General features: G+C 40.9%; 16 protein-coding genes. 3 read left to right on the top strand and 13 right to left on the bottom strand.

What is annotated here, in order from left to right; all coding sequences use genetic code 11:
* Positions 1–19 precede the first annotated feature (19 nt).
* The 3 genes from PAUR_RS21225 (at position 20) to PAUR_RS21215 (ending at position 6,613) form a co-directional block, all read left to right on the top strand.
* Positions 20–1,987 (top strand): FAD-dependent L-amino acid oxidase, encoded by a 1,968-nt coding sequence (locus PAUR_RS21225; RefSeq protein ID WP_192509712.1) that lies wholly within the window; start codon positions 20–22, stop codon positions 1,985–1,987.
* Between the two features lie 60 nt (positions 1,988–2,047).
* On the top strand, positions 2,048–3,847 hold the full coding sequence (locus PAUR_RS21220; RefSeq protein WP_192509711.1) for an alpha-keto acid decarboxylase family protein: 1,800 nt from the start codon (positions 2,048–2,050) through the stop codon (positions 3,845–3,847).
* A 192-nt stretch (positions 3,848–4,039) separates the two neighbouring features.
* Positions 4,040–6,613, top strand: a complete 2,574-nt coding sequence (locus PAUR_RS21215) for a zinc-dependent metalloprotease (protein WP_192509710.1) — start codon at positions 4,040–4,042, stop codon at positions 6,611–6,613.
* 237 nt (positions 6,614–6,850) lie between these two features.
* Here PAUR_RS21215 and PAUR_RS21210 read toward each other — a convergent pair whose 3' ends face one another.
* The 13 genes from PAUR_RS21210 to PAUR_RS21155 form a co-directional block, all read right to left on the bottom strand.
* Positions 6,851–7,483 carry a hypothetical protein gene (locus PAUR_RS21210; protein WP_192509709.1) on the bottom strand — a complete coding sequence of 211 codons (633 nt, stop codon included), beginning with the start codon at positions 7,481–7,483 and terminating at the stop codon, positions 6,851–6,853.
* Between the two features lie 90 nt (positions 7,484–7,573).
* Positions 7,574–8,383: a GIY-YIG nuclease family protein gene (locus PAUR_RS21205; RefSeq protein ID WP_192509708.1), complete on the bottom strand. Its 810-nt coding sequence runs from the start codon at positions 8,381–8,383 to the stop codon at positions 7,574–7,576.
* Between the two features lie 37 nt (positions 8,384–8,420).
* On the bottom strand, positions 8,421–10,979 hold the full coding sequence (gene rdrB, locus PAUR_RS21200) for an antiviral RADAR system adenosine deaminase RdrB (protein WP_192509707.1): 2,559 nt from the start codon (positions 10,977–10,979) through the stop codon (positions 8,421–8,423).
* A complete protein-coding gene (rdrA, locus tag PAUR_RS21195; RefSeq protein ID WP_192509706.1) occupies positions 10,976–13,897 on the bottom strand; it encodes an antiviral RADAR system adenosine triphosphatase RdrA in 2,922 nt (973 codons plus the stop codon). Before rdrA ends, rdrB begins: the two co-directional genes overlap by 4 nt.
* A gap of 1 nt (position 13,898) precedes the next feature.
* Positions 13,899–14,648, bottom strand: a complete 750-nt coding sequence (locus PAUR_RS21190; protein WP_192509705.1) for a hypothetical protein — start codon at positions 14,646–14,648, stop codon at positions 13,899–13,901.
* Positions 14,649–14,711: 63 nt separating this feature from the next.
* Positions 14,712–15,641: a restriction endonuclease gene (locus PAUR_RS21185; protein WP_192509704.1), complete on the bottom strand. Its 930-nt coding sequence runs from the start codon at positions 15,639–15,641 to the stop codon at positions 14,712–14,714.
* A gap of 430 nt (positions 15,642–16,071) precedes the next feature.
* Positions 16,072–16,212 (bottom strand): hypothetical protein, encoded by a 141-nt coding sequence (locus PAUR_RS23695; RefSeq protein WP_225738540.1) that lies wholly within the window; start codon positions 16,210–16,212, stop codon positions 16,072–16,074.
* A gap of 12 nt (positions 16,213–16,224) precedes the next feature.
* The gene (locus PAUR_RS21180; RefSeq protein WP_225738539.1) at positions 16,225–16,845 is read right to left on the bottom strand and encodes a PDDEXK nuclease domain-containing protein; all 621 of its coding nucleotides are present in this window, start codon (positions 16,843–16,845) and stop codon (positions 16,225–16,227) included.
* A gap of 108 nt (positions 16,846–16,953) precedes the next feature.
* Positions 16,954–17,316, bottom strand: a complete 363-nt coding sequence (locus PAUR_RS21175) for a DUF1016 N-terminal domain-containing protein (protein WP_225738538.1) — start codon at positions 17,314–17,316, stop codon at positions 16,954–16,956.
* Between the two features lie 254 nt (positions 17,317–17,570).
* Positions 17,571–18,521 (bottom strand): heme-binding protein, encoded by a 951-nt coding sequence (locus tag PAUR_RS21170; protein ID WP_192509703.1) that lies wholly within the window; start codon positions 18,519–18,521, stop codon positions 17,571–17,573.
* Between the two features lie 201 nt (positions 18,522–18,722).
* The gene (locus PAUR_RS21165) at positions 18,723–20,183 is read right to left on the bottom strand and encodes a dipeptidase (RefSeq protein WP_225738594.1); all 1,461 of its coding nucleotides are present in this window, start codon (positions 20,181–20,183) and stop codon (positions 18,723–18,725) included.
* 89 nt (positions 20,184–20,272) lie between these two features.
* A complete protein-coding gene (locus tag PAUR_RS21160) occupies positions 20,273–22,144 on the bottom strand; it encodes a DUF885 domain-containing protein (protein WP_192509701.1) in 1,872 nt (623 codons plus the stop codon).
* A gap of 147 nt (positions 22,145–22,291) precedes the next feature.
* Positions 22,292–23,752: an aminotransferase-like domain-containing protein gene (locus PAUR_RS21155; protein ID WP_225738537.1), complete on the bottom strand. Its 1,461-nt coding sequence runs from the start codon at positions 23,750–23,752 to the stop codon at positions 22,292–22,294.
* Positions 23,753–23,776: the final 24 nt, after the last annotated feature.

The following is a 23,776-nucleotide window of genomic DNA, read 5'->3' as shown; positions in this document are numbered from 1 at the left end:
ATCCATATAAGGAACTATCATGACCCATTATAAATTTGGTAACGAGATAAAGTCTAAAACGATCCCGAAATCGGTAAAGGTGGCGGTTGTTGGTGCTGGTATGTCAGGTCTATATAGCGCGTGGCGGTTAGAAAAAGAACATAAAACACAAGACTTCGCGATATTCGAACGCTCAAATAGAACAGGGGGTCGCTTAGACTCCGACCTCATTAACTTTAAAAACCAACATACAGGAGAAGGTCAACCTGAGTTCATTACCGTCAAAGAAGAGCAAGGCGGCATGCGCTTCTTATTCGAGGGAATGGATGATTTAATGGCACTCTTTTTGTCGTTGGATCTACAGGATCAAATAGTTCCTTTTCCTATGAACAGTGATGGAAACAACCGTCTATATTTTCGTGGCGAGAGCTTCTCTGTTACAGATGCACAGCAAGATAATTATGCTATTTGGTCCGAATTGTACAATTTGTCGCCATCTGAACAAGGCGTTAATCCGAAAGACATCATCAATGTAGTATTTAACCGAATTTTACAAGCTAATCCACATTTTGATGCGCGCCCTGAAGTACGTGGTCCTGAATTTTGGCAGGCATTTCGCTTAGATTGTCAATGGCAAGATAAAGGTCTGAATGAATGGACTTTATGGGACTTATTCTCAGATATGGGTTACAGCCAAGAATGTATCACCATGCTATATCGCGTATTGGGTTTCAACGGCACTTTTTTATCGAAAATGAATGCTGGTGTCGCTTATCAATTGTTAGAAGATTTTCCTGCAGATGTACAATTTAGAACTTTTAAGGATGGCTTTAGTACATTACCTAACGCACTCGTTGATCAGATTGGTACTGAGCGCATTCACTTACAGACCAGTATTGAAGAAATTGATCACGACGAGGCATCTGGAAAATATATATTGCACTATACCCACATAGATGAACAAGGGGGCGAACATCGCAGTCAAGTCCATGCTGAAAAAGTTATTCTAGGATTACCACGCTTAGCGTTAGAACGCTTGTTTGTAAAATCAAATGCATTTAATCGATTGCCTAAAGAGCACAGTGAAAAACTCTGGAATACACTGCAAACCGCGTCCAATCAGCCATTGCTGAAAATTAACCTATATTATGATAATGCTTGGTGGGGTCGAGGGATAACAGGCCGTCCGGCGGTTGAGTTTGGACCCAACTTTGCCGACTTACCCACGGGATCTGTTTATCCATTTTATGCGGTAAACGATGAGCTTGCAGCGGCACTTATGTATGAAGAAAGAGATACCGACCCCAGTAAAAGTGTGCAACATCAACTTGATGCTGTCAATAGTCAAAAATACGAACGCCCCGCCGCACTCACCATTTACTGTGATTATTTAAACATTAACTTTTGGAGTGCATTACAAAACAAAGGCGAACTTTATCATAACCCGAAACAAGAACAATCGGTAGAGAATGTCCCTAGTGACATGTATCCCGCTTCAGTTGCCGTGGTGCAACAGGCAACTAAGTTCTTCAAAGAAATCTTCAATACCCACTATGTGCCAGAGCCTATATTAACCAGTGCACGAATTTGGGAAGGCAGCGTAAATTTTGATATTCCTGTGAGCCAACAATTTGGCTACGGTGTACACCAATGGGCCGTAGGCGCAGACGACAGACAAGTCATGGAAGATTTAATTGAGCCTCTTCCTAACTTATTCACCTGCGGTGAAGCATTTTCTGATTATCAAGGTTGGGTTGAAGGTGCACTGCGCTCAACAGATTTGGTACTTGAACGTGGATTCGGACTGGCGCCTTTAAGTGAAGCATATGAAAGCACAACACATGTTTCTCCTTCAACCGCAATCAAAGCTGTATATGAAGAAAATTCAGCAAAACTGATCAACCTATACATTGATGGTCAATTTTCAGCAAGTGATGCGCCAATTGATAAACACCTCGACGAACACACGGTAATAGGGGTGAATTTAACCTATTTTGACAAACCATAACTTCCCTCAATAACAGGCGGTATTTTTGCCGCCTTTTTTGATCCAATTCAAGGAGCTGCAATGAATAACGTTATCAATGAATATTGTGTTGCTGATTATTTAAAAGATCGCCTCGAAGAAATTGGTGTTGAACAAATGTTTGGCGTAGCAGGTAATTATACAGCCGCTTTGCTCGATACTATTTTAGCCGATAAAGAAACGCCAATTACTATTTCCGGTAATGCTAATGAGATTTGTGCAGGATTTGCTGCTGATGCGTATGCGAGGCTAAAAGGTGTCAGTGCATTGTATGTTACCTATAGCGTTGGTGCTTTTAGCTTACTAAATACCATCGCGGGCTCATTTGTTGAACAAGTCCCGGTCATACTTATTAATGGCGCACCAACCAATAAAGAAGATCAAATATCAAAACAAACTGGTTTACTTTATTCACATACAACCGGGTATCAATTTGTTGATATTCATATGTTTAAGCCTATTACGGTAGCCGCTGAGCGTATTACTAACGCACAGCAAGCCCCTTTTCAAATAGACTCTGCAATTACCGCTATGCTCACTCAAAAGCGACCTATCTATTTTGAAGTCGCTGAAGATGTGTGGCGAACCCCCTGCGTAAAACCAACAGGAAAACTCAGCAGTGGTGTGAATGCCACAATAACCATCAGTGAAGCGGCTAATGCAGCAAAAGCAACCATTAATATGATGTTAAAGCGGCCAAAAAGTATTTTTTGGGCTGGCGTAGAGCTACAACGTTATGGACTACAAGATAAGTTTTTGGCTTTGTTAGATGTGATCAACACCAGCCATACACTGCCGGCAAACCATATTCATTTCGTGACGTCTGCAATGAGTAAGTCTGTCATTGCTGAAACTCATCCTTGGTTTGAAGGCTGTGTCACACTTAAAAATGAAGAAATTGATACACTGGTTGGTGATGAAGGCGCACTCATTGGTATTGGCGCTTGGACCACCGGAAAAGATACAGGTAATGAAGACATACGCAGCGACAAAACGATTTTGGCAGCCCATGACGGTGTACATGTTGGTGCTGAGTTTTATCCATCAGTTCAGCTTAGCGACTATTTAGATCAACTTATTGTCGCTTTTTCTGAACTCGAAATACAAAAAAACGCTCCATTTTCGGGCCTACGACTAAAACAACAGCCTCCCCTCTTAGCCACCCAGTACCATGCTCAAAACACACTCGGGTATGACAATTTTTACCATACTTTAGGCCAATGGCTTTGCACAGATGATATCATGGTGGTCGATGCTGGCTTTCCACTTATCGGTGCCCAAAGTGTAAAAATTCCAAGTCAAAATGGGTTTGTAGCGCAGGCTTCTTGGCTATCTATTGGCTACTCGGTGCCAGCTGGCACCGGGGTTAAATGCGCTTATCCAGACAAACGCGCCATTGTAGTAGTGGGCGATGGTGCATTTCATGAAACGTGTCAGGCCGTTGCAGATCAACATGCCTACGGACAAAATACGGTGGTATTTGTTATTGCCAATGGCATTTATGGTATTGAGCAATACCTAGTTAATCCAAATCCTTTTAGAACACCGCCAGTCGATTATAAAGACCCACTCTTAGATGAAGTGTACCCTTATAATGAGCTGCCAAGTTGGAATATCGCCAATTTAACCGATGCTTTTGGTGGACAAGGCCGTAAAGTCAGTCAATTAGGAGAATTACTCAATGTTATGGAGGAAATTCGTGCTAATCCAGATACCAATTTCTTGGTAGAGGTGGTGATCCCAAAAGACAATGTGCCGAAATCCATTGCCATGGAAGCAGATACAGCTGTGGGTGAGGATGAAATAGATAATCCAAACTGGCCGCCATCTGGTAAATTTTAACCACACTAAATAATGAGAAGCCCAATACAACCCACCCTTAATGATGATTGGTTTAGCACTGATCATCATTATCCGGTTAGTTAATATTCAAGCTTCCCAGTTCACCCTATTTTTATGAATTTCGCCGTACTTTCTCACCTATTAGGCTCATAACACGTTATATTCTAGATATTGTACCTGTTAGGAATATCTATGACTTTTCATAAAAAAACGATCGCACTTGGCATTGCTGCATGCATCAGCACATCACTATGCAGCCTGCCAGCTTATGCATCTGACAAACAAACCACAAAAGCTGAAAATAAGAAGCAGCAAACGATTGCTGACCTCACTAAAAACCATACTAAGCACGAAGGTCTTTTTACCTTATTTCAAAGTAATAAATCAGGCGCCGTTTTACTACAGTTAAACGAATCACAACTGAACAGCGAGTTTATACACTTTGCCCAAATACTAGATGGTTCTGGTGACTTTGGGTTCAGAGGAAACTACCGCGGCGGCACTGTTTATACATTCAATCGCGTCTTTAATCGCATTGAAATTCGCGCTGAAAATCAACATTTTTATTTTGCTCCTAGCAACGCAGTTAGCGGTGCCAAAGATGCAAATATTAACCGCCCAATTGTTGCCAGCGTAAAGATTAAAGCACACGATGAAAAAAGCGGTGATATCCTCATTGATGCCAAAAGTATTTTTTTGACAGAAGCCCTTAAGCAAATAAAACCATCTAAAAACCCCAAGCAGAAACCGGGAAAACGCCGGACACTTGGTAAGTTAAGCAAAGATAAAACAAAATATTTAGCACTGCATAACTACCCTAAAAATACCGATTTAAGCATTGAATATGTTTATGATAACGGTGCCCCAGTAAGACCGACGGTTACCAGACCAACTAGCGCGGATTTTGCCTTTACTGACGATCGAAGTATTAATATTCATGTACGCCACAGCCTAGTCCCTATGCCGGAAAATAGTTTCAAGGCCCGTTTTGATGACCCCCGTATTGGTTATTTTGGTCAAACAAAATATGATATGACATCACTTCAAGACCCGACCCCATATCGTGATGTCATTAATCGCTGGCACTTAGAGAAAAAAGATCCAAACGCCGCAGTATCTGAACCGATAGAGCCCATTGTTTGGTGGATTGAGAACACCACACCACTAGAATACCGAGACACAATCAAACAGGCAGCATTAGCGTGGAACCCTGCATTTGAAAAAGCGGGATTTAAAAACGCCATCGTAGTGAAGGTACAGCCTGATGATGCTAAATGGGATGCAGGAGATTTACGTTACAATGTAATGCGTTGGACATCGTCTCCAAAAGTGCGCTTTTCAGGCTATGGTCCTAGTTTTGCAAACCCAAAAACAGGCCAGATCCTAGGGTCAGATATTATGCTTGAGCTATCAAGCTTTAGACGCCGTTTAGATACACTTGATTTATTCAGTGGCACACAAGCAACAACATCTAACGACCATCATGACCACTCAGCATTGTTCGAATCAGCACAATTTGGACAAGCAGCCTTAAATGCCTCTTCAGCAAGCAGTGCTGATAAAGCACGCTTTATCAGCGAGTACTTACATTATTTGGTGCTACATGAAGTGGGTCATACGCTTGGGTTAAACCACAATATGCGTTCGAGCCAATTGCATTCAAAAGACAAAGTGCAATCAATTATGCCAAGTGACAACCTTCCTCTGACTGGTTCTGTCATGGAATATCCGGCGATTAACTTTGCCCCGCATGGAAAGAAGCAAGGGTTGTACTACACCACTATGGCTGGCCCATATGATAACTGGGCCATTGAATATGGTTACTCTAGTGCACTAGACAATGCGCACGCAGAGCAACAACGCTTAAATAAAATCTTAGCGCGCTCAACTGAACTGGGTAATGCGTTTGGCAACGATGCGGATGATATGCGTGCACCAGGCAAAGCCATCGACCCACGCGTTAATATTTATGACTTATCAAATGACGCAATCGGCTACGCCACCGATCGTTTAGAAACAGTAAATATACTGGTCTCCGATTTATTAAATCGCTCTATTGTTGAAGGTGAATCTTATCAAGGCTTAGTGACCGACTACGCGCTACTAAACCGTGAATATCACAACAATGTAGGTGTAATTTCTCGTTATATTGGCGGCGTATACGTAGAGCGTGATTTTGCGGGTCAAAAAAATGCAAAGACCCCATTCACACCCGTGCCTGAAAAAGAACAACGACGTGCTATGCAAGCATTAAGTAATTTTGTGTTCGCACCAAATGCATTCTCTGTCGATCAAGCGCTGGCACAACACCTGCAAACTCAACGCCGTTTCTTCTTTAACTACTCAAAAACAGAAGATCCAAAGTTTCATGATATGGCATTACGCACACAAAAATCGGTGCTCAATCATGTGCTTCACCCTGTTGTGTTAAAACGTATTGTAGATACCGAACTGTATGGTAACGAATTTAAATTAGATGAAGTATTTGCTGAATTGACGAATGCGATTTTCAAAGTCGATGCAAGAAAAGACGTTAATAGCTTTAGACGCAATCTACAACGTGAATATGTAAATCGTTTAATAAAAATTGCCAATAACGACAAGCTAGGTGCAAGCCAGCAAAGCATTCAAGCACTGGCCCGTTACAACCTGAAAGAAATTAAAGATATGATCAAGCGCCGTAAAGGTGACACGGTCAGCGCTGCGCATAAGGAACAACTGATTTATTTGATTTCTAAAACACTCAACCCAAATGGGAAAGCATAATTATTATGCAATAAGTCATAATTCCTCCGCTTACAAATGAGCTGTATACTTGAAAAAACGGTGCTAAATTAGCACCGTTTTTTATCTAACTTTCTAGTGTTTTTGAGTGGTTCTGACACCACGATAGATACGTTCAACTTACCATTAATCAGACGCATTCTGAACAAGCTCATACACCAAATAAATTTCAAGCATCAACTTAGCGTGCACCACTAATAAACAAGTGTGAATAGCGCATTAAGATTGGTAATATTCATGCGAGAAAAACAGCTTTAAATCACGGTAAAGGGGGGTGAAAAAATAGACTAGAGAGGTCCATTCTTCAGCATTACCAATTAACCCAGTGCGTGACAATCTACCGAGTAATGCACCCACTACATCCCTTTTTACATTGAGTTCTCGTACACAATGATCGAGTGCGTCTGAGTATTGCTCATGCGGGTTTGGTAAACTGTCATCATCAGCCACTCGCTCTGGTTCTTTAACGTGTAAGTCGTCAGTGTAAGGTAAGCCCCCTTCCGACAAATAGTGTAAAATCATGATCTCGCGATAAGATAGCTCAGAAAAAATCGCCAATATTTCTTGATAAAAATCAGGTTGGTGCTCAATAATTCCTTGGGTTTCACTAACAATAAATAAGTTTTTTAGCGCATTCACTTTGGCTTCAACAGATGCGCGCTCCACAGCTTCAATCGTACGAATTATACACGCCAAGTAACTCGGGCTTTTTAATTTTGCTTGTTCAATAGACAGCATGTTGCTCTCTAACATCGACAGGATCTGCTCTTGCTGGCGTTGCTCAGAGCGCTTTTTTAACGCCGAAAAAACTTTACCAGCGACTTTTGCTTCGGGGGCGATTAACCCAGTCATATTGATTCCTTTTTTTATATATTGTAGCTCTGCTCGTTAACGTTAGCACCTTAAATATAACTTACCTGCAAGTCATCAATATTGAATTACTCAATTGCCATTATATCCAAAAACACGGCTACCCAATATATCTTTCCAATGAGCTTCTCGTGTGCGAATATAATCCGCAGTCATGTGCGTATCTGCGATTTCTAATATACTAAATTGAAAGTGATGAGCATAATCAGGCCCATGAACCTCCAATACCTCAATTAAACGTTCATTGTATCCATGACCATGCTTTGAGTAGTCACACCAACGCTGCCAAATACCTTCGCAACCCGTTGCACTTCCAACATAATGCTTACCACTTGCTAGGTCGGTAATTAAATACACCCCAGACACACTTTCTAATGCCGTTTTCCAACTTTGTACTTGTTGCTTCACAATAATATCTAGATGCGCTTTTGACAGCTTTGTAAATTGATACCCTTTGAAATGCTCAACCGCCAATCGCTCTGGCATTAATGTATGCACCGTCATATCGTCGCACCAATTCTCTGCCAATAGGTAAGATTGCCTGCCTGTACGCTGAAACGCGACTTTCAACCGGCCTGCATAATCACTTGTGCCTTTTAATTTTTCTGTCGTATACACATAATGATCATTCGCCCAGCGGTTGGCAATAACACGGTAGGCACCAATAAATAGCCAAGTATTTGATTCGGGCAGTTGTATTAATGCCACAATATAATGGCGATTAAAGTTTTGCTTATTTTGCACCGCTTGCCATGCGTCAAACCTATCAGCAAAATACATATCTAACGGATTCTCATCTCCATTATTAACAGCGAGGTGTATTTTGGTATTTTTAGCGATTAAGTCTTTATCTAGCGCATTTAAAAATGTAAATAATTCCATATACTCTCTTATTTAAATTAGGAGAGTGAATGACCTCTTATTTATTCACCCACTCAAGATGGTTACGTTGAAATGTATTCATTCCAGTTTCTCGAATTTTCTCAATCCAGCTTTGTGCTTTATTAATGCCGACTTCAAAATGTTCTACCGCCGATTTTTGCAAGACGCGATGCTCATTTTTAATTGTGGTTGGCATTAGCGCAGCATCATCAGTATTAACACACACTGGAACAGCGCCTTTTCGTAAACCAAATCGGTTGAATTTGCTCCCAGTATTTAACCATGCTTGCTCTGGTGGGTCCCACCTAAAAATAGGATGTTCATGATAGTGCTCAAATCGACCGATATATATATTTGATGTTGGACACGCCTCTATCATTATTTCTTGTGCTGCATATTTTTCCATTTGAAGATCTTGAATAGCTTCAAATAATTCTAATTCTGCGGCCGATATAGAGTCATAAAATCGCCCTTCATCAACGCGATAAGGCTCTCCACTTTGTTTGGCTAAACAATCAATAATGACAGGGGTCTTTCTTAATTGATAGTATGCATCCTGTCTCACATGAGCCAGAATATACTTTCTCCATAACGTCATTTCTTTTTCAGACAGAGAAGCAGCCTGCTTAGGGTTAAAATCCACAACCCAATGCTGATAACCTGGGTTTAAAGCGTGCACCTCTGGAATGGCATGATGCTCTGCACTTAATTTCAATGTCTCAGGACAATTGCGTCTCAATTTCCATGCCTCATAAAGAGTACGAGTGGTATAAACATCCTCTTCATGTAGTTTGCCAGACCAATAGTTAATTTTTTCTTGTAATAAATGTAACACCCCAGTAAAACGCGGGGCTTTTTGAACCACTTCCAATGCTTTTTGATATCCCCATACCAAATTATCTACATGATCTCCCAAAGTCACATAGGCCACCCGCTGCCTATTTGCCCAAAGTGTAGGTATAACGCCCAAAGCCAGTGCATGGCCCAGCCTATCACCCGCTTTAAAATCACAAAAGTAAACAGCTTCATCAACGGCTCTTAACCCAGATAATAAATGGCTAAAATCTTCCCCTGCATGCACCGTTAAAAATGGTCGTTGAAAACGTTTACTGAAAATATCAACCGTTGGATATTTTGCACTTCGAATAACCCGCAGTGCGGGAGCAAACACTTCTATAGGCAAGTCATTTTCATTGCCTGCTACGTCATATCCACGAATAGCTTTGCGTAAATCAATACTTTGCGGTGCTTTTAAAAGCCGATTTGCATTAAATGTTTGAACATCTTGATCCGAAAAAGTGACCGAGCCCTTAAACCGCTGCAATGCGCCCACTTGTTGTTTTATCTGAGCCCTAAGCGGCTTATGATAACGATCGTCACGCTTGATACCATGGTGCTTTAAACTACGAGAAAAGTGCACCACAAAATGGATATTTTCAGCTAAAGCGTGTTTATAGGCTGATGACAAAGCTAAGTGAAGTATCTTGGAGTCTAACTTTGCTTGTTTATCTAATAGCAAATTAGGCGCAATACGAAACTCCCGAAAAGTGCTTTGCTCAATATCCGCAGATAAACTATCAAGCATGTGGGTCGTTTGATTAAGCCGATTTCGCTGTTTTCTAGCACTAAAGTTAGATGTTTCCACAAACTGACTCAGCCCCGTCCCCCATACGACCATATAATTACGCAGGACATTTGCTACTCGCACAAATTGTGCCGCCATGTTGGGCGCTGACGTATTAAGCACCCCTAGGCAAAACAACAACCAACGTCTATCAGAACGAATTGGCCGCTTATGTGCGCTCATAAACGCTTTTTGTGCCAAGTTAGATGCGCCTTGAGTACGTAAGTAATATAAACCCAACTGAGTAGACGGCTCAAATTGAGTCACGGACGTATCAATTGGCGTATCACTTCCCTCACTTGTAAAAGCACGCTCAATTAACTGACCACCTAACACATCGCACCAGCGTGGTAAGCTATCCTTTGCATAGTGGCCGCTCTCAAATAAGGTATATTCAGGTCGTGTAGGCCAACCGGTATTTGGCAGCGACTCACCATATAGCGCAAAGCTCAGTAATGACGGCCCTATGTGACCATGCCCACCTAAATGCACATGATTGTCAGCATATGGCTTTTGTAGTTCTTCATTGGTAAATGCATGAGGGCATTGCCGTGAACTCACGCACTCTATAATATCGTGATCGCCAATCTGATAGTCTTGTGCTATATCCGTGTAAGCTTGCGCAATAATCCAACTGCCATCAACTAGTGACAACAGCTCTAACCATTGTTCTAGCTTATGTGGCTTTACATCAAAATGATCTCCCTGCCACTCTAAAAAGGTATTGGCTAAGCGAGATAATACCGACTGAATGGTTACTCCAGGTTTATCATACCCAAATGCAAGCAGCTGATTTAAAATATCTTCTTTACGTAAGTTACGCTGAATATAGGGCTGATAATTTGCAATGTAACGCGTCAAATTGCTGAAAAATGCATGCCCCAATTCACCCTTTTTATGCAATTGTTCAATCGCGCTATCAGAGGATAAAAAGGCAATATCACACAGCTGAACATCGTTAATTAAAATCATGATTGATGCTTCTCAACCACTTCTTTTATCACCACTAAAACATTATTAATGAAATCTCCATTCACTTTTTTAAGTGAGTCAAAGTTTAACTCCGTAGTTTCATCTAAATATAAATACAATTCACCTAGCGCTGAATTGTATTTAATGCGCTTTTTCATTTCAGTCAAATTGTTTGGCCGACACAGAGCTAAGCTGTGAAGGTCATGTTTCAAAATGTAGGCTTCAATACTCGTAACTATGCTATCCGAATGAATAGAAATTATTCTCTCACCTCGACGCTCTTCAAACGAAGCCTCGGCTTCTACTAACTCTAAAAGAGTAGCTGGTGCTCTAACATCACGTTTTCCTGTCTTCTCTGGTTGCTTCTCTTCTTGAGCTTTTCCCAGCTTCACTCTTGGTGGAACAGCCGAGTCATTTGTCTCATCTGCCCTTATTAAAGTAAACAGCGGGTGATCCTTTAAACTGCTGATAAATAATCGCTTGACGCTGCTTTCATCCGCTTCCTGCGCTTCTAAAAGGGCGGTATTTCGACCGAGCGTTCGGTCGTATTTTCTAAATTCTTTAGGATCTCTAATCGTTTCCTCTCGTGGTGTAATTGCAACACTGGCGTGCACGGCTGTACTTTCTATCATTGCGGTATGAGCGGCATTAACGAGCATATACTCAAAGCGTTTTATATGATCGGTCAAATACTCGTTCTCGTAATTTCTCTCTTTAATGATCCCTTTAATGCTCCCTTTAATGCTCCCTTTAATGAAATTATTAAATCTAAACGAATGAAATGCGGTAAACGTCTTATTAAACATATAAGCAAAGATGGGAATGAGTTTTTCACCGCTTATACCCTCAAACAAGGTTTGGTGTTTATTACGCCAGTTTAAAATTTCAACTTCAAGCACATCACAAATGGCATCTTTTCCAATCGCACCCGAATTATCCATATTACGAACAAACGTCAACTCATCTTTATCCTCAATTCTGTCACCTTGATCATCAATACTTTCATCTTCAAGGGCTTTTGTTGGTGACATATTAAAGATGCTATAAAAAGGCCTGCGATTTAAAATGCCTCTTACGTTATCTGCCACCTTTAACCCACTGTCAGGCATTAAAAATGAATACAGCAAAACCTCAAACGCTCTGCTTAAGCAAACAAACCGATAGTTATTTACTAACGTTGAGTACGCATCTTCTTGGGTATATAAGGTCACCAAGAGTCCATCCAAACTACAGCTAGCAACTCTTGTTTGCTCTTGCTCTTTTTTAGCAACTGAGCCATCGACACCTTTGGTTGGCTGCAAAGTCGCTGCTACATCAGCTGTAGTAGAAATTTGCAGCTGTTTAGACACCATACTTTTAGGGTGATAGAACTCCAGCGGCGGCATACTCATAAGTGCTCTATCGGTATAGGTAAATGCCGCCTTCAGTAACGCTACATTATCTTTTTTCCAGCCATCAACGCCCTTATCACCTTTTAGCTCTGCTGCTTCTTGATTACTTTCAATACCCAATGCATGCATTTGAGAACGTAAGAACCGCTTGTCCGCCCACTGAATATGATCTTGTTTAATCTGCTTCTTTGGATTAAAACTCGGTAAATCCAATATATTAAACAAGTCATTTTCAGAGCCATTTTTAAAGGTTAAATAAGAGTTTGCATTGGTATACGCTAGGCCTTCTTGTTTTTGCTCAGCCCAGTTGATGTAGTTTTTCCACAGTTTATAGCTTAGCGATTTATCCGTCTTTGCCAGCACTAACTCATTAGGTGGAATAGCACGCGCCAGTTGTGTAAATTCACGGGCAAATTCAGGTTTGGGCCAGTGATGTAATACTTCTTCGTTTAAACAAAGCGGGTAAAATTCAGCGTAAATACTTTTAACATAATCACGATACTCATAATACTGACTTTGTTTATCTCGCATACTTTTATCTGGTGCACTACTATCTGGCGCAGCTTTAAAGCGCAGTGTCGGGTAAATATAGTGTATCGGTAGTAGCGTGATCCGCATTTGGCTCGGGAACACCTTGGTCAAATAGGCCTTGGTTAAATCACCAGCGAGTTCTTTCCCTTTTTCTACTTGTAATCCATCTTGAGTATCTTTCCTGTACGCTTTTTCATCAAAGTGAATACCCACCATTTGTTCATAAAGACTGTAATCACCACTCACAATGGGTATGATATATGGGCAGCCTAATAAACGTCTAACTTCATCAACCACTTCATAAGCCCGACCCAGTGCCATATCAACATCATCAATGGGTAACGCCAAAGCATTACAACCCAATATATGCAAAGCACTTTCTACATAACTGTGAAAATGCTTTTCAACACTGATCCCCGATTTATATTGCAAGATTTTATCTATGCCTGTACAGCCGTCAAATTCTTCCTTTTTTCCTAATGAATCAGCCAGTTTCTGTAATGCCTTGTAAAAGCCACTTTTAGTTGCTTCATCGATTTCACGTATTGGTGAATGGCTCGCTTCACCAGTAAGACACGACTCTACCTCACTGTAAATTTGCGCTATGATCACATTGGCAAAGTTATCTTGGTCAATCAGCATAGTGGGATCTATTGCGGGCAGAAAATAAATACTGGATGTCGCAAAGTTCGTGTTTTGCTGACAATGTACCCGCCACATAGCTTGGCAATTTCTTAAAAAAACCGTTTTACCTGTTCCTCTTGTACCATTCACTAATATTGCATTGTGTGAGAGCCAAGTTTTATTTTTATCTTTAACCCGACTACTTTTATAAGCTTGTGCATCTAAAACAAAGTTTTGCAGCTTTTCAAGCAACTTATCTCGTGCTTCAAATTGCCAAAACTCTTTGTATTCTTGATCTTCATGCGTATCCAAAGAGATAAAGTCGTCACGATATTCTTCTTTAATTAAATCTAATAAATATTTCGTAGCCATGTTACTTCCTTAATCCCTTAATCCAACTCACCGCGCTATCATGTACTTTATAATGGTCGCCCATCACTTCTTTGTCTCTTCGGTTGGTGCCTTGCTCAATAATTTCAAATAAATGTGCAAACGTTTGCTCTTGTATATAAGGTAAATCAGTCTTATTACCCTGACTACACGCAATTTCATATTCACGCTTTAAGCGCTCCAAGTGATGAACAAGCGTTTGGTTGCGAATTGAGCTTGAGGTATAACCAAAAAGCCTATTACACATATAAGTGATAAAGAAGCCAGCAAAGCATAATAACCCGGCGACAGCCACAGTTTCCTTACTGAACTCAAACAATAAGATCACAAAAAAAGGCACGTTAAATAGGCATAACATACAAGATTGTGTTTTCTGCCATTTATCTTTTTCACTTTTGCTATTAAAGGGGAAATTTCTGAAGGTTACTGCAATAGCTAATAATATAGAGGGGACGCTACTCAATATCATCCAATTAAAGTCATAGCCATCCCACAATACAGTTTGCGAGAATATCGCTAAATCTTTAAACAGTTCGGATGCACAAAAGTAACTTAACAAGGTCAAAGCCCAAATAACAAATAACACCGATAGGCTTCGGGTCAATTTACTCAGTTTATTCATTTTATTATGTGCGGGGAGGTAGATCTCGCATATTAACCAATTAATTTCGCTAATTACCGGATCATCATTGTTCCCTTTTTTTACTCTACCGAGATATTCTGCTTGAGTCATATTTACCTCCTATTTTATTGTTTTTATTCATTCCATGGTGACTTTAAAACGTGAGCATTATATTTATGACTCTAAAAAGTAATCACTATCAAGTGCTTTAACTTCAAATCGATACTTAGTACTCACCCCTAAATTGTGGCTGAGCATCAGTGCGCTAAGCTGCTCGCCATCGACTAGCACAATGCGTTTTTCAATCATGTTTACGTATGCTTTAGCTTCTTTACTAAAACCACTGGTGGTGATAAATACGCCTTTTTTTGCACGATGCATATCAAGTGCCCCCGCAAAGGCTTGAATATCTGGCCGGCCAACCGTTTTATCAGTGTATCGCTTAGCTTGTAAGTAAATCATTTCAAGGCCGAGCTTATCTTCTTTGATAATACCGTCAATGCCGCCGTCTTGCGTATATTGGGTGGCTTGCCCTGCATCTTGACGGGAGCCGCCATAACCCATAGCCAGCATTAAATCGACCACGAGGTTTTCAAAAAATAGCGGGCTGGCTGCCAATATTGAATTAAGTAACTCATCACGTAATGAAGTATTCATTGTTTCAACAGCTGATTCGATGACCTCTTGTGGGGTTTGCTCATCATTCTCCACCGGCTTTTGCGTCTCGCTTTCACAGGATGTGACATTGGCTTTTTTTGAACGCTGAACAAAATCTTTAAACGACGAAAATTGCTTTAAATATGCATTATTTATTTGCTCACCACAGCTCAAAGCTGCTTTACCAGCATCACTGATAACACAATAGGCACGCTTCGGCTGTGTGATAAGCCCCGCTTGTACTAAATAGGTTTTTGCCCAATTTAAGCGATGATTTGAATAGGTTTGTTTACCGCTGGGTATGCGCTGTTTCAATTCCTCAGCTGTGAGGTTAAGCTGAGTATATACTTTATTTTCAATCTCACCCAGCTTCACAGGGTGAGGGTACTGCGCATTTAAAACATGCAATAATGGTTGCATAAATGCTTGATAATTAGGTACTGACATTGTCCTTACGCCCAGCAACTGCTTGGCTCTCCTTATAACAAAACGGTAACATAGTATGTAATTTCATGACGATGCGCAAACAACGTGCGTTTAATGGTAACACTTAGGTGTTCAATATTTAGGAGCCATACTTAGCCAAATGCCCACTTCTACCTATATAAAAAACGGTGTTAAGTTGTATGGTTCCTGAACAAGTTCGTACCTCACTTTTCAGGACGACGGAATGTGTAACAGCACTTCGATTACTAAGCATTTTTACTAAATTCAGCTCAAAACTTCCCCCTGCCGTCATCCCAAAACTGAGGATGAGGTGTTTGGGATCCATGCTTGCCCAAATACCCACTCCGCTTGATAAAAAACCCACCGTAGTATGTTTACCCGATCTTGAACAAGCTGATAGCGCTCTTAAAGGCAACTAGCTTAGCGTTTTCTATGTATCTTTATGGTGTAAATCTAAGCGCTGTTTTGCTTTGGCTATAGAATGATGGAGGCGCTGTTCCAGTTGCTCCATAGAGACTAAATTAGTCAGGTACTCGGCAACATGAATATCGCCTTGCTCCATGCCTAACAATTCGATTTGCTCTTATTTTTTACTGGTGCACAGAATGATCCCTAAAGGTGGATTTTCATCTTCTTCTACTTCATATTTATTGAGCCAACTCAAGTACAGTTCCATTTGGCTCTTATGGCTGTGCTTAAATTTCTCAAGCTTCAAATCGATGGCTACTAAGCGTTTTAACTTGCGGTTATAAAACAATAAATCAATATAAAAATCATCATTGTCTATCTGAATACGCTTTTGTATGGCGATGAAGGTAAAACCAGATCCAAGTTCTAATAAAAATTGCTCAATGTCACGTAAAATAGCATCTTCAAGATCTTTTTCTAAGTAACGATCATTCAACTCTAAAAAGTCTAATATATAAGGGTCTTTCAGCACCAATTCTTGATTAAATTGCCCTGATGCACGCAATTCTGACAGCTCAGACACAATAGCATCATCTGGCTTTTTGGCTATGGCTGTGCGTTCAAACATAACAGCGCCAATTCGTTCATCAAGTGTCTGTGTTGACCAACGTTCTTGAATTGCCATCGTAGTATAGAAATCACGCTTTATCGGGTCATGAATACTACTTAACCTCAGCTCTGGATAAGTGAATTTGCCCAATAAAGCTATTTTTCTCACTCTCGGCGTTGCTTTCATTTGTAATAGCCCGCTATTACTGCATAAAAGCGCCTTGATATTGAACAAAATATCATCATTGGATTGTACGTAAGTTTGTTTACAACAATATTTTCTATTCCAAAACCCTTATCCAAACCTGAGGTTACTTAAAATAACAAAATGGCTCCAGCTCAATTGTGCAGACACTGTCTGCACAATTGATAACTCTCTAAAAACATCATAAAATTTAACCATTTGCATTAAGTTGCGTTGACCCCAACCTCTACCAAATTGTGCTGTTAGCGACTTAGATAAAGTAGATACAACCTGTTTGCCATAATCTGCCCGCTCTCCTGCAAGCACCTCTTGGCTGATCCGCTGACCAACATGCCAATACAGTAGCGTCAGTTCATTATTTACTGCAATTGCTGTGCGTTGTTTTGCTTGCGCAATCAAAATTGACACATCATCAACAAAGCCATGGTTACTCGGTTGTATCTTGTTGGTCATCTCCGGCCTTAAATAAAAGTATTCAAACTCAATTAGTTTAACGTTTTAAGTCACCTGCATCCAGACCTCTCGGCAGAGGTAGCAGATGCAAAAAAAGTATAAGCCTATCAGGAAATTCATAGCGACACCTTGCTATATAAAAACTACAGAATTCGGTGTTTGAAAACCATGTTCAATATGAGTACCAAAAAACAAAGCTATGGCTCACTTAATCGTGTTCCACAACCATACTGAGGCACTCTGTATTCAGCAAGTTAACTTGTTGGCTGTTTTTCAAGCGTATTAATGCTCACATGTGGCCATTTAATTAAGCCTTGACCATCCCGTCTCTCAAAGAAGTCAAGCATAACAATTTGTGAATATTGCAGTAACATTTTAGGCTCACCATTTGGGTGCTTTTCTGTCAGTTCATATATCCAAAGTGTTGCTTCAACTTGACCGGCATTGGCTTGGCGTACCACAAATGGAATATTATTGACCCCACCGCTGGCGAGCCTAGAGTCTACTTTCAACTGTGTGACATTAGCCACTTTACCTTGTTGGAAAAAAGGCAAAATTGCTTTATTTAGCAAATCATTAGGCTGCGTCGGGTCGAACACATTTTCAAATAAATGTTTATGAAAATGTAAGTAAGGTATCAAATATGGATTTTCTTCTAAATTATCATTAACTCCTATCGGTAAACCACTAATCTTGGGGATTTCAAACCCAGTCTTACTTTGTGCACTTTGGCCTAACGCCATCAACGAATCACCATGGGGAATACTTGATAATCGAGCGATATTGAGATCATCCGTGGTATGGTTTTTCATATACAGCCACAGCCCCGGTTCATGATGAATAGCAAGCCCAGATCCACCAGCAAGCCCTGAATCAGGAAAATCAGCTGCTGCAATTTGTTCTATTTGCTGCACATAATCGATTGTTTCTACTTCTTGGTCACCATTCATACCTCGGTTCGGGACGTTTTTATCCACCAATTGGAAGGTAAGTGTTTCATTATACTGATTATTTAAAAGCCGATAATCAAGTTTACCAGTAGGAAACGGTAGCGCTATCATATTCCAACCATGACCACTAAATTGCCCCGTATTTTTCCACACTCCCGGTAAATTAGAAAATGGGCCAAGTGCTTCCTCTTGACCCATTACCGCTTTTAACACCCGCTGAGACGGTTTTTGCTCATTACTTGCTGAATCCGACATAATTTGCTCCTGCTATGGTTAATGCATAGTGCCCCTATGCTCGACTATGGTTTTAGCAAGTAAATCGTTTTTTGGGTATTACAGTCAATTACAGGTTATATATCATCTATTTACCAGATACAAAAAAGCCAGCATACTTTAACAAAGCATGCTGGCTTTACAGATGTTAGCGCGCTCAGGCTAACTGGCGATAACAGTCAGTTACATATTCCCCAGCTCCATCATCATTGCTGTATACATACGTAGGTTTAACTTAATTTGTTCCACCGTTAAATATTCATGCTCAGAATGACCAGTATATTTTTTACCGGGCATGGATGGACCAAAGCTCACCGCATTATCAAACAGCTTGGCGTTAGTTCCCCCCCCAATTGATACAAACCCTGCATCTTCATCTTGGGTATAATATTTAAATATATCGAGTAACTTTTGTGCATGAGGGGCATTATCAAGTAACATCGGTTCGCCTATATCAACCGTAATATTCGCAAGTGTCACACCGTGTTGTTGCTGCCATTTTGTCACCGCGGTACTAATTTGATGCGCCAATATTGCTTTCTCTTTGCCAACAGGTCTGCGTAAATTAATAGCCACTTCCACAATATTACCACTGCGCTCAATGAGTGTGGGCGACACTGTCATAGGCCCCATAAAGTCATGCTCATAAGCTATATTACCAAATTGCTTACCATGTAAATCTAAGCCGATGAGTTGTCCTACAAAGGTGAGTGCTTGGCCATCGCTATTCTTTTCAAGTTCAACCTCTGAGAGTAACGCTGCTAAGTAAGCTATCGCATTGACACCAGCAGCTGGTTCTGAGGAGTGGGCTGATACCCCCTTACTCGAAATTTTTATCCCATCTGCGACCACATTAAACGCAAATTTAGCTGCACTTAGCTGCATTGCCTTTGCTTTTAACTGTGTGATCACCCCCTCGCTTGCATTATGCAAAACAACACTCGCATCCTCTGGGATTTGACTTTTAAAAGCGCCCCCCGTTAATTGTGATACATAAACTCCTGTCTGCGCGGATGTAGCATTAAATGTCGGAGTCACTAAACTCCAGCCTTTTTCCGCAACCACTACAGGGTAGCTTGCGTCGATTGTTATAGCGTATTTAGGCTGTTGGTAAGTTTTCATAAACGCTTTAAGCGGCGCCCAATCCGACTCTTCAGCCAAATAAATCATCAGTTCCAAACGGTTTTCTAGCGCAATGCCTTTGTCTTTTATTGCTTTCATTGCGTACAGCGCTGTCGCAATAGGGCCTTTATCGTCTTCGGTGCCTCTGGCAATTAGTTTGCCTGGCTGTGACGTCATATCGAGTAAATAAGGGCTTTTCTGCCATTTTTTTGCATCTGCTGGCTGCACATCACCATGTGTTACAATGGTCACCTTCTCACGCTGCTGTCCCAGTCCAATTAATACGGTATAACCCAGATCTTGATAATCTAAACCAAGTTCGGCAGCTTTCATTTTCAATAATTGTTTAAAGCCAATAAACTGTGGATTTTCAGGCGCTTTAATACCTTGTTTATTGACTGTTTTAAATGACACCATGTTCGCGAGTGTGTGTATTTGCGTTTGCTGATAAGTATCCACCGCGTAGTCAGCGACCCTTTTGCTAGCATCTTGTAAATTTGCTTGTACGTTGCACGCAATCATTGATAACGCAAATAAAGAAAGTCGTTTCACTGGGTTTCCTTAAATAAAAATGGGGGCAAAGCCCCCGTTAATAAAATTCACACTGGGTATTAAGTATTGCCAAGCGTTTTTATCCATTGGTCGACATCGGCTTCTACAATTGCAAGCGGACGTGCGCCTTTTAATAGCACTAAATCATGAAACGCTTTGATGTCAAATTGACTACCCAATGCCGTTTTCGCTTTATTGCGCAACTCAACAAACTTTAACATCCCTAACTTGTAACCCAACGCTTGTCCTGGCCAAGCAATATAGCGATCAATGGCCGCTGTTACATCGCTCATAGCAGAGCCGGTTGCTTGCGCAAAGTATTCAATCGATTGCTGGCGAGTCCACTTTTTGTAGTGTAGCCCTGTATCAACAACTAGGCGCGCTGCTCTATACGCTTCTGCTTGCAATCGCCCTAAGTCACCAAAAGGGTCATTTTCATACATGCCCATTTCATAGGCAACTAATTCAGAGTAAAGTGCCCAACCTTCAATATACCCATTAAACGATGCATTTTGTCGCATTAAACCAATATCTGTTTGCAGCATGTTCAGGGCGATTTGAAAGTGATGACCCGGTACAGCTTCATGGTAAGTTAACGTCTTCATGCCAAAACTCGGAACCGCTTTCATATCTTTTAGATTGATTGCAAATACCCCAGGACGACTACCATCAAGTGACGGGCCATTGTAATAGCCACCAGGAGCGCCCGCTTCTACTGCTTTCGGGATACGCCTTACTTCTACTTTTTGTGGCGGTAAAGTTGAAAATAACGTTGGTGCCTTGGCATTAATAGTCTCAATTTCACCACGTAAGAAAGTCAATAACTTTTCACGCCCTTCATCTGTGTCATCATATAAAAAACGTGGTTCATCATTTAACTGTTGCATACGCTCACTCACTGAGCCTTTGCTATAACCATTTTCTTTAAGTATTTCATCCATACGCTGCGTAATGCGTGCAACTTCTTGCAAGCCGATGTCGTGAATTTGCTCTGCAGTCATATCCGAATCAGCAAGGTAGGTAATTTCATGCTGATAAAAAGCCGCACCATTGGGCTGTGCCCAAATACCAACCTCTGTAGGCGCTTTTAGTTCAAGTACCTGCATTGTTTTAACCACTTTGTTAAATGCAGGGTAAATTTCTTGCTCAACAATGTGCTGCGCTTTTGCCAATAAAGCCTGCTGCGCAGGTTTATCAATCGAGTCAACAGCTGCAAGTTTTGTCGCAAATGAACTCACTAATGGATGGTCAGACGCGTTCGGGGCTGTAAAATTATTCAAATAGCCAAAGGTGTTTTCAAATAAAGGTTTAGGTAACACTATGCCCTTTTTTGCATCCGCAAGTACCTTTTCTCTCACTTGTTCTGTCAATATTGCAAACGCCGATAAGCGCTTAATGTAATTTGCTGCATCTGACGCTGTTGCTACACCATGCTGATCTTTCAAAATGTTGGGTATATCAACCAAAGGGCCTGCTAACTGATTAATTATAAAAGGTAAGTGCCCACCCCATGTATCGATGTAACCGCCACTGAACTTTGCATCCCCTGCATAATAACGCGCAATAACTTCGTTAACACTGACATGCAGCCTGTCATTACCTGATAAGTTTTTACTCTGAAGTTGCTTTAGCTGTTCTGCAGCCTTATTCATATCAATTTGTAATGCTTGCATACCCGCCACCGAATAGTCTGGTAATCGGTCGGCGTATGAACCATATAGATCATCAGTCAATTTCAATGAGGTCGCCAGTGCAGGTTGATGTTGTATAAAATTACGGGTGTATTGCGTAACCACTTTATCAACGCTTACTCTGCTGACGACTTGATTTGCCGAACTTTCTACATTACTAGCTTGCGATTGACTGCGTTCACTGGAGCATCCAGCTAGTGCAGTAATAACCGCGAATGCAAGTAGGCTTTGTTTGATCATAGTAGAATTCCTTGGAGTGATGAACATACGAGTATTATTGTTATTTTTAGCACGTTTCTATGTTCTTGTTTGAGTTATTTATAATACATTGATGCTGTAATAACATTTATTGTATCCAATATACACAGCAATGCGATTAATCGCCGTTCATTTCAGCTGTTTCACAATAATTGCGGCTAATTCGGTAATGGCTTTACGCCATGGCATAGTGTCATGAAAGTTGGCCAAACTAAAGCGAATACAATGCTCAAACTGATGATTTGTTGCAAATAAACGACCCGGTAATATGCTTATGCCGTGTTGCAAAGCATCTTCATATACACGATAAGCACACACTCGTACTGGTAATGTTAACCAACACAAAAATGACCCCTGCGGATGCGTTAATTGATAGCAACCATTCAATTGTGGGTGATGATCCAACGCTTGTCTTAAAAGTGTACAAAATACGTGTAAATTTTCTTGATATTGTTTTCTTGCACATTTGAGATGCTGTTTGTATTTACCACTAGCTAAAAAATCAGCCACTGCGGACTGAATTAAATTATGGCCTCCCATACTTTCGCTGATCAAGCGCTTACTAATGCAAGTCTGATATTGTGCAGATATGACCCAGCCTACGCGCAATCGAGAATCGAGTGTTTTCGAAAGGGAGCTTACATAAATCACCGTATTATGCTTATCAAGCATTTTTAAACTCGGCAAGGAACCTGAGAAAGTCAATTCACCAAACACATCATCTTCAATGATCGGCGTATTGCCACATACACTTAACAGCAGCTTTCTTTGTGCAAGCGGCATTAATGACCCTGTCGGGTTACTAAAATTGGGGGTTACTAACACGGCCTTGACAGGCCATTGCTTAAGCACACGCTCTAAAGCGCTGACATCCATACCGTTGTGTGTATCACATGGGATCTCCAAGATTTTCAAGCCGAGTGACTCTAGCATTAGTAACAAACCAAAGTAGCATGGGGTCTCTATCGCAACAATATCACCAGGTTCAGTGATCGCACGAAGTGCCAAACTGATAGCTTGTTGTGCCCCATTGGTTACTACAATGTCTGCCGGCTTAACGTTAATGCCCTGTTGTTGAGTTATTTTATAAAGCTGTTTCAGTAAGTTATCATCCCCTGGCGGCAGTTGATAATAACTTGGTGTGTGTGTTTGGCGACGGCTATGGCGCCCAATCTCTGCATAAAGTTGCCGAACCGCTGGCAACTCACTACTTGGATGTGCTGACCCTGCAGGCATGCTATGACGGAGCTTAGAGTACTTAAGCACTTCTTTAGAAACAGACAGTAAATCGACTTCTTTTGGCTGCGGTAAATTGGCTACCTCTTCAATAATGAGTTCTTTAACTCGATAACCCGATCGCGGTACGCTATATATAACATCCAATGCTTCTAGCATATCATATGCTTTTATTATGGAATTCTTACTCACACAAAGTAATTGGCTTAACCCCCGAATTGACGGGAGCTTTTCACCATACGATAAACTTCCCTGTACAATTTCGTTTCTAATATACTCAACCACTTTTTGATACTTAAACTGACCGCGATTAGGGTTACCCAATTTACTACCTGTACCCTGAAAATCATTCAAAACTGTGCCTATTTATTTTATCTG

This window comes from Pseudoalteromonas aurantia 208 (genome assembly GCF_014858725.1).
Lineage (GTDB): Bacteria > Pseudomonadota > Gammaproteobacteria > Enterobacterales > Alteromonadaceae > Pseudoalteromonas > Pseudoalteromonas aurantia.
This window is presented reverse-complemented; position numbering and strand designations above follow the sequence as displayed.

Excerpts from the sequence above, each read along its gene's own strand:
- PAUR_RS21225 (WP_192509712.1), top strand. The coding sequence starts at position 20 with ATGACCCATTATAAATTTGGTAACGAGATAAAGTCTAAAACGATCCCG.
- PAUR_RS21220 (WP_192509711.1), top strand. The coding sequence starts at position 2,048 with ATGAATAACGTTATCAATGAATATTGTGTTGCTGATTATTTAAAAGAT.
- PAUR_RS21215 (WP_192509710.1), top strand. The coding sequence starts at position 4,040 with ATGACTTTTCATAAAAAAACGATCGCACTTGGCATTGCTGCATGCATC.
- PAUR_RS21210 (WP_192509709.1), bottom strand. The coding sequence starts at position 7,483 with ATGACTGGGTTAATCGCCCCCGAAGCAAAAGTCGCTGGTAAAGTTTTT.
- PAUR_RS21205 (WP_192509708.1), bottom strand. The coding sequence starts at position 8,383 with ATGGAATTATTTACATTTTTAAATGCGCTAGATAAAGACTTAATCGCT.
- rdrB (WP_192509707.1), bottom strand. The coding sequence starts at position 10,979 with ATGATTTTAATTAACGATGTTCAGCTGTGTGATATTGCCTTTTTATCC.
- rdrA (WP_192509706.1), bottom strand. The coding sequence starts at position 13,897 with ATGGCTACGAAATATTTATTAGATTTAATTAAAGAAGAATATCGTGAC.
- PAUR_RS21190 (WP_192509705.1), bottom strand. The coding sequence starts at position 14,648 with ATGACTCAAGCAGAATATCTCGGTAGAGTAAAAAAAGGGAACAATGAT.
- PAUR_RS21185 (WP_192509704.1), bottom strand. The coding sequence starts at position 15,641 with ATGTCAGTACCTAATTATCAAGCATTTATGCAACCATTATTGCATGTT.
- PAUR_RS21180 (WP_225738539.1), bottom strand. The coding sequence starts at position 16,845 with ATGAAAGCAACGCCGAGAGTGAGAAAAATAGCTTTATTGGGCAAATTC.
- PAUR_RS21175 (WP_225738538.1), bottom strand. The coding sequence starts at position 17,316 with ATGACCAACAAGATACAACCGAGTAACCATGGCTTTGTTGATGATGTG.
- PAUR_RS21170 (WP_192509703.1), bottom strand. The coding sequence starts at position 18,521 with ATGTCGGATTCAGCAAGTAATGAGCAAAAACCGTCTCAGCGGGTGTTA.
- PAUR_RS21165 (WP_225738594.1), bottom strand. The coding sequence starts at position 20,183 with ATGATTGCGTGCAACGTACAAGCAAATTTACAAGATGCTAGCAAAAGG.
- PAUR_RS21160 (WP_192509701.1), bottom strand. The coding sequence starts at position 22,144 with ATGATCAAACAAAGCCTACTTGCATTCGCGGTTATTACTGCACTAGCT.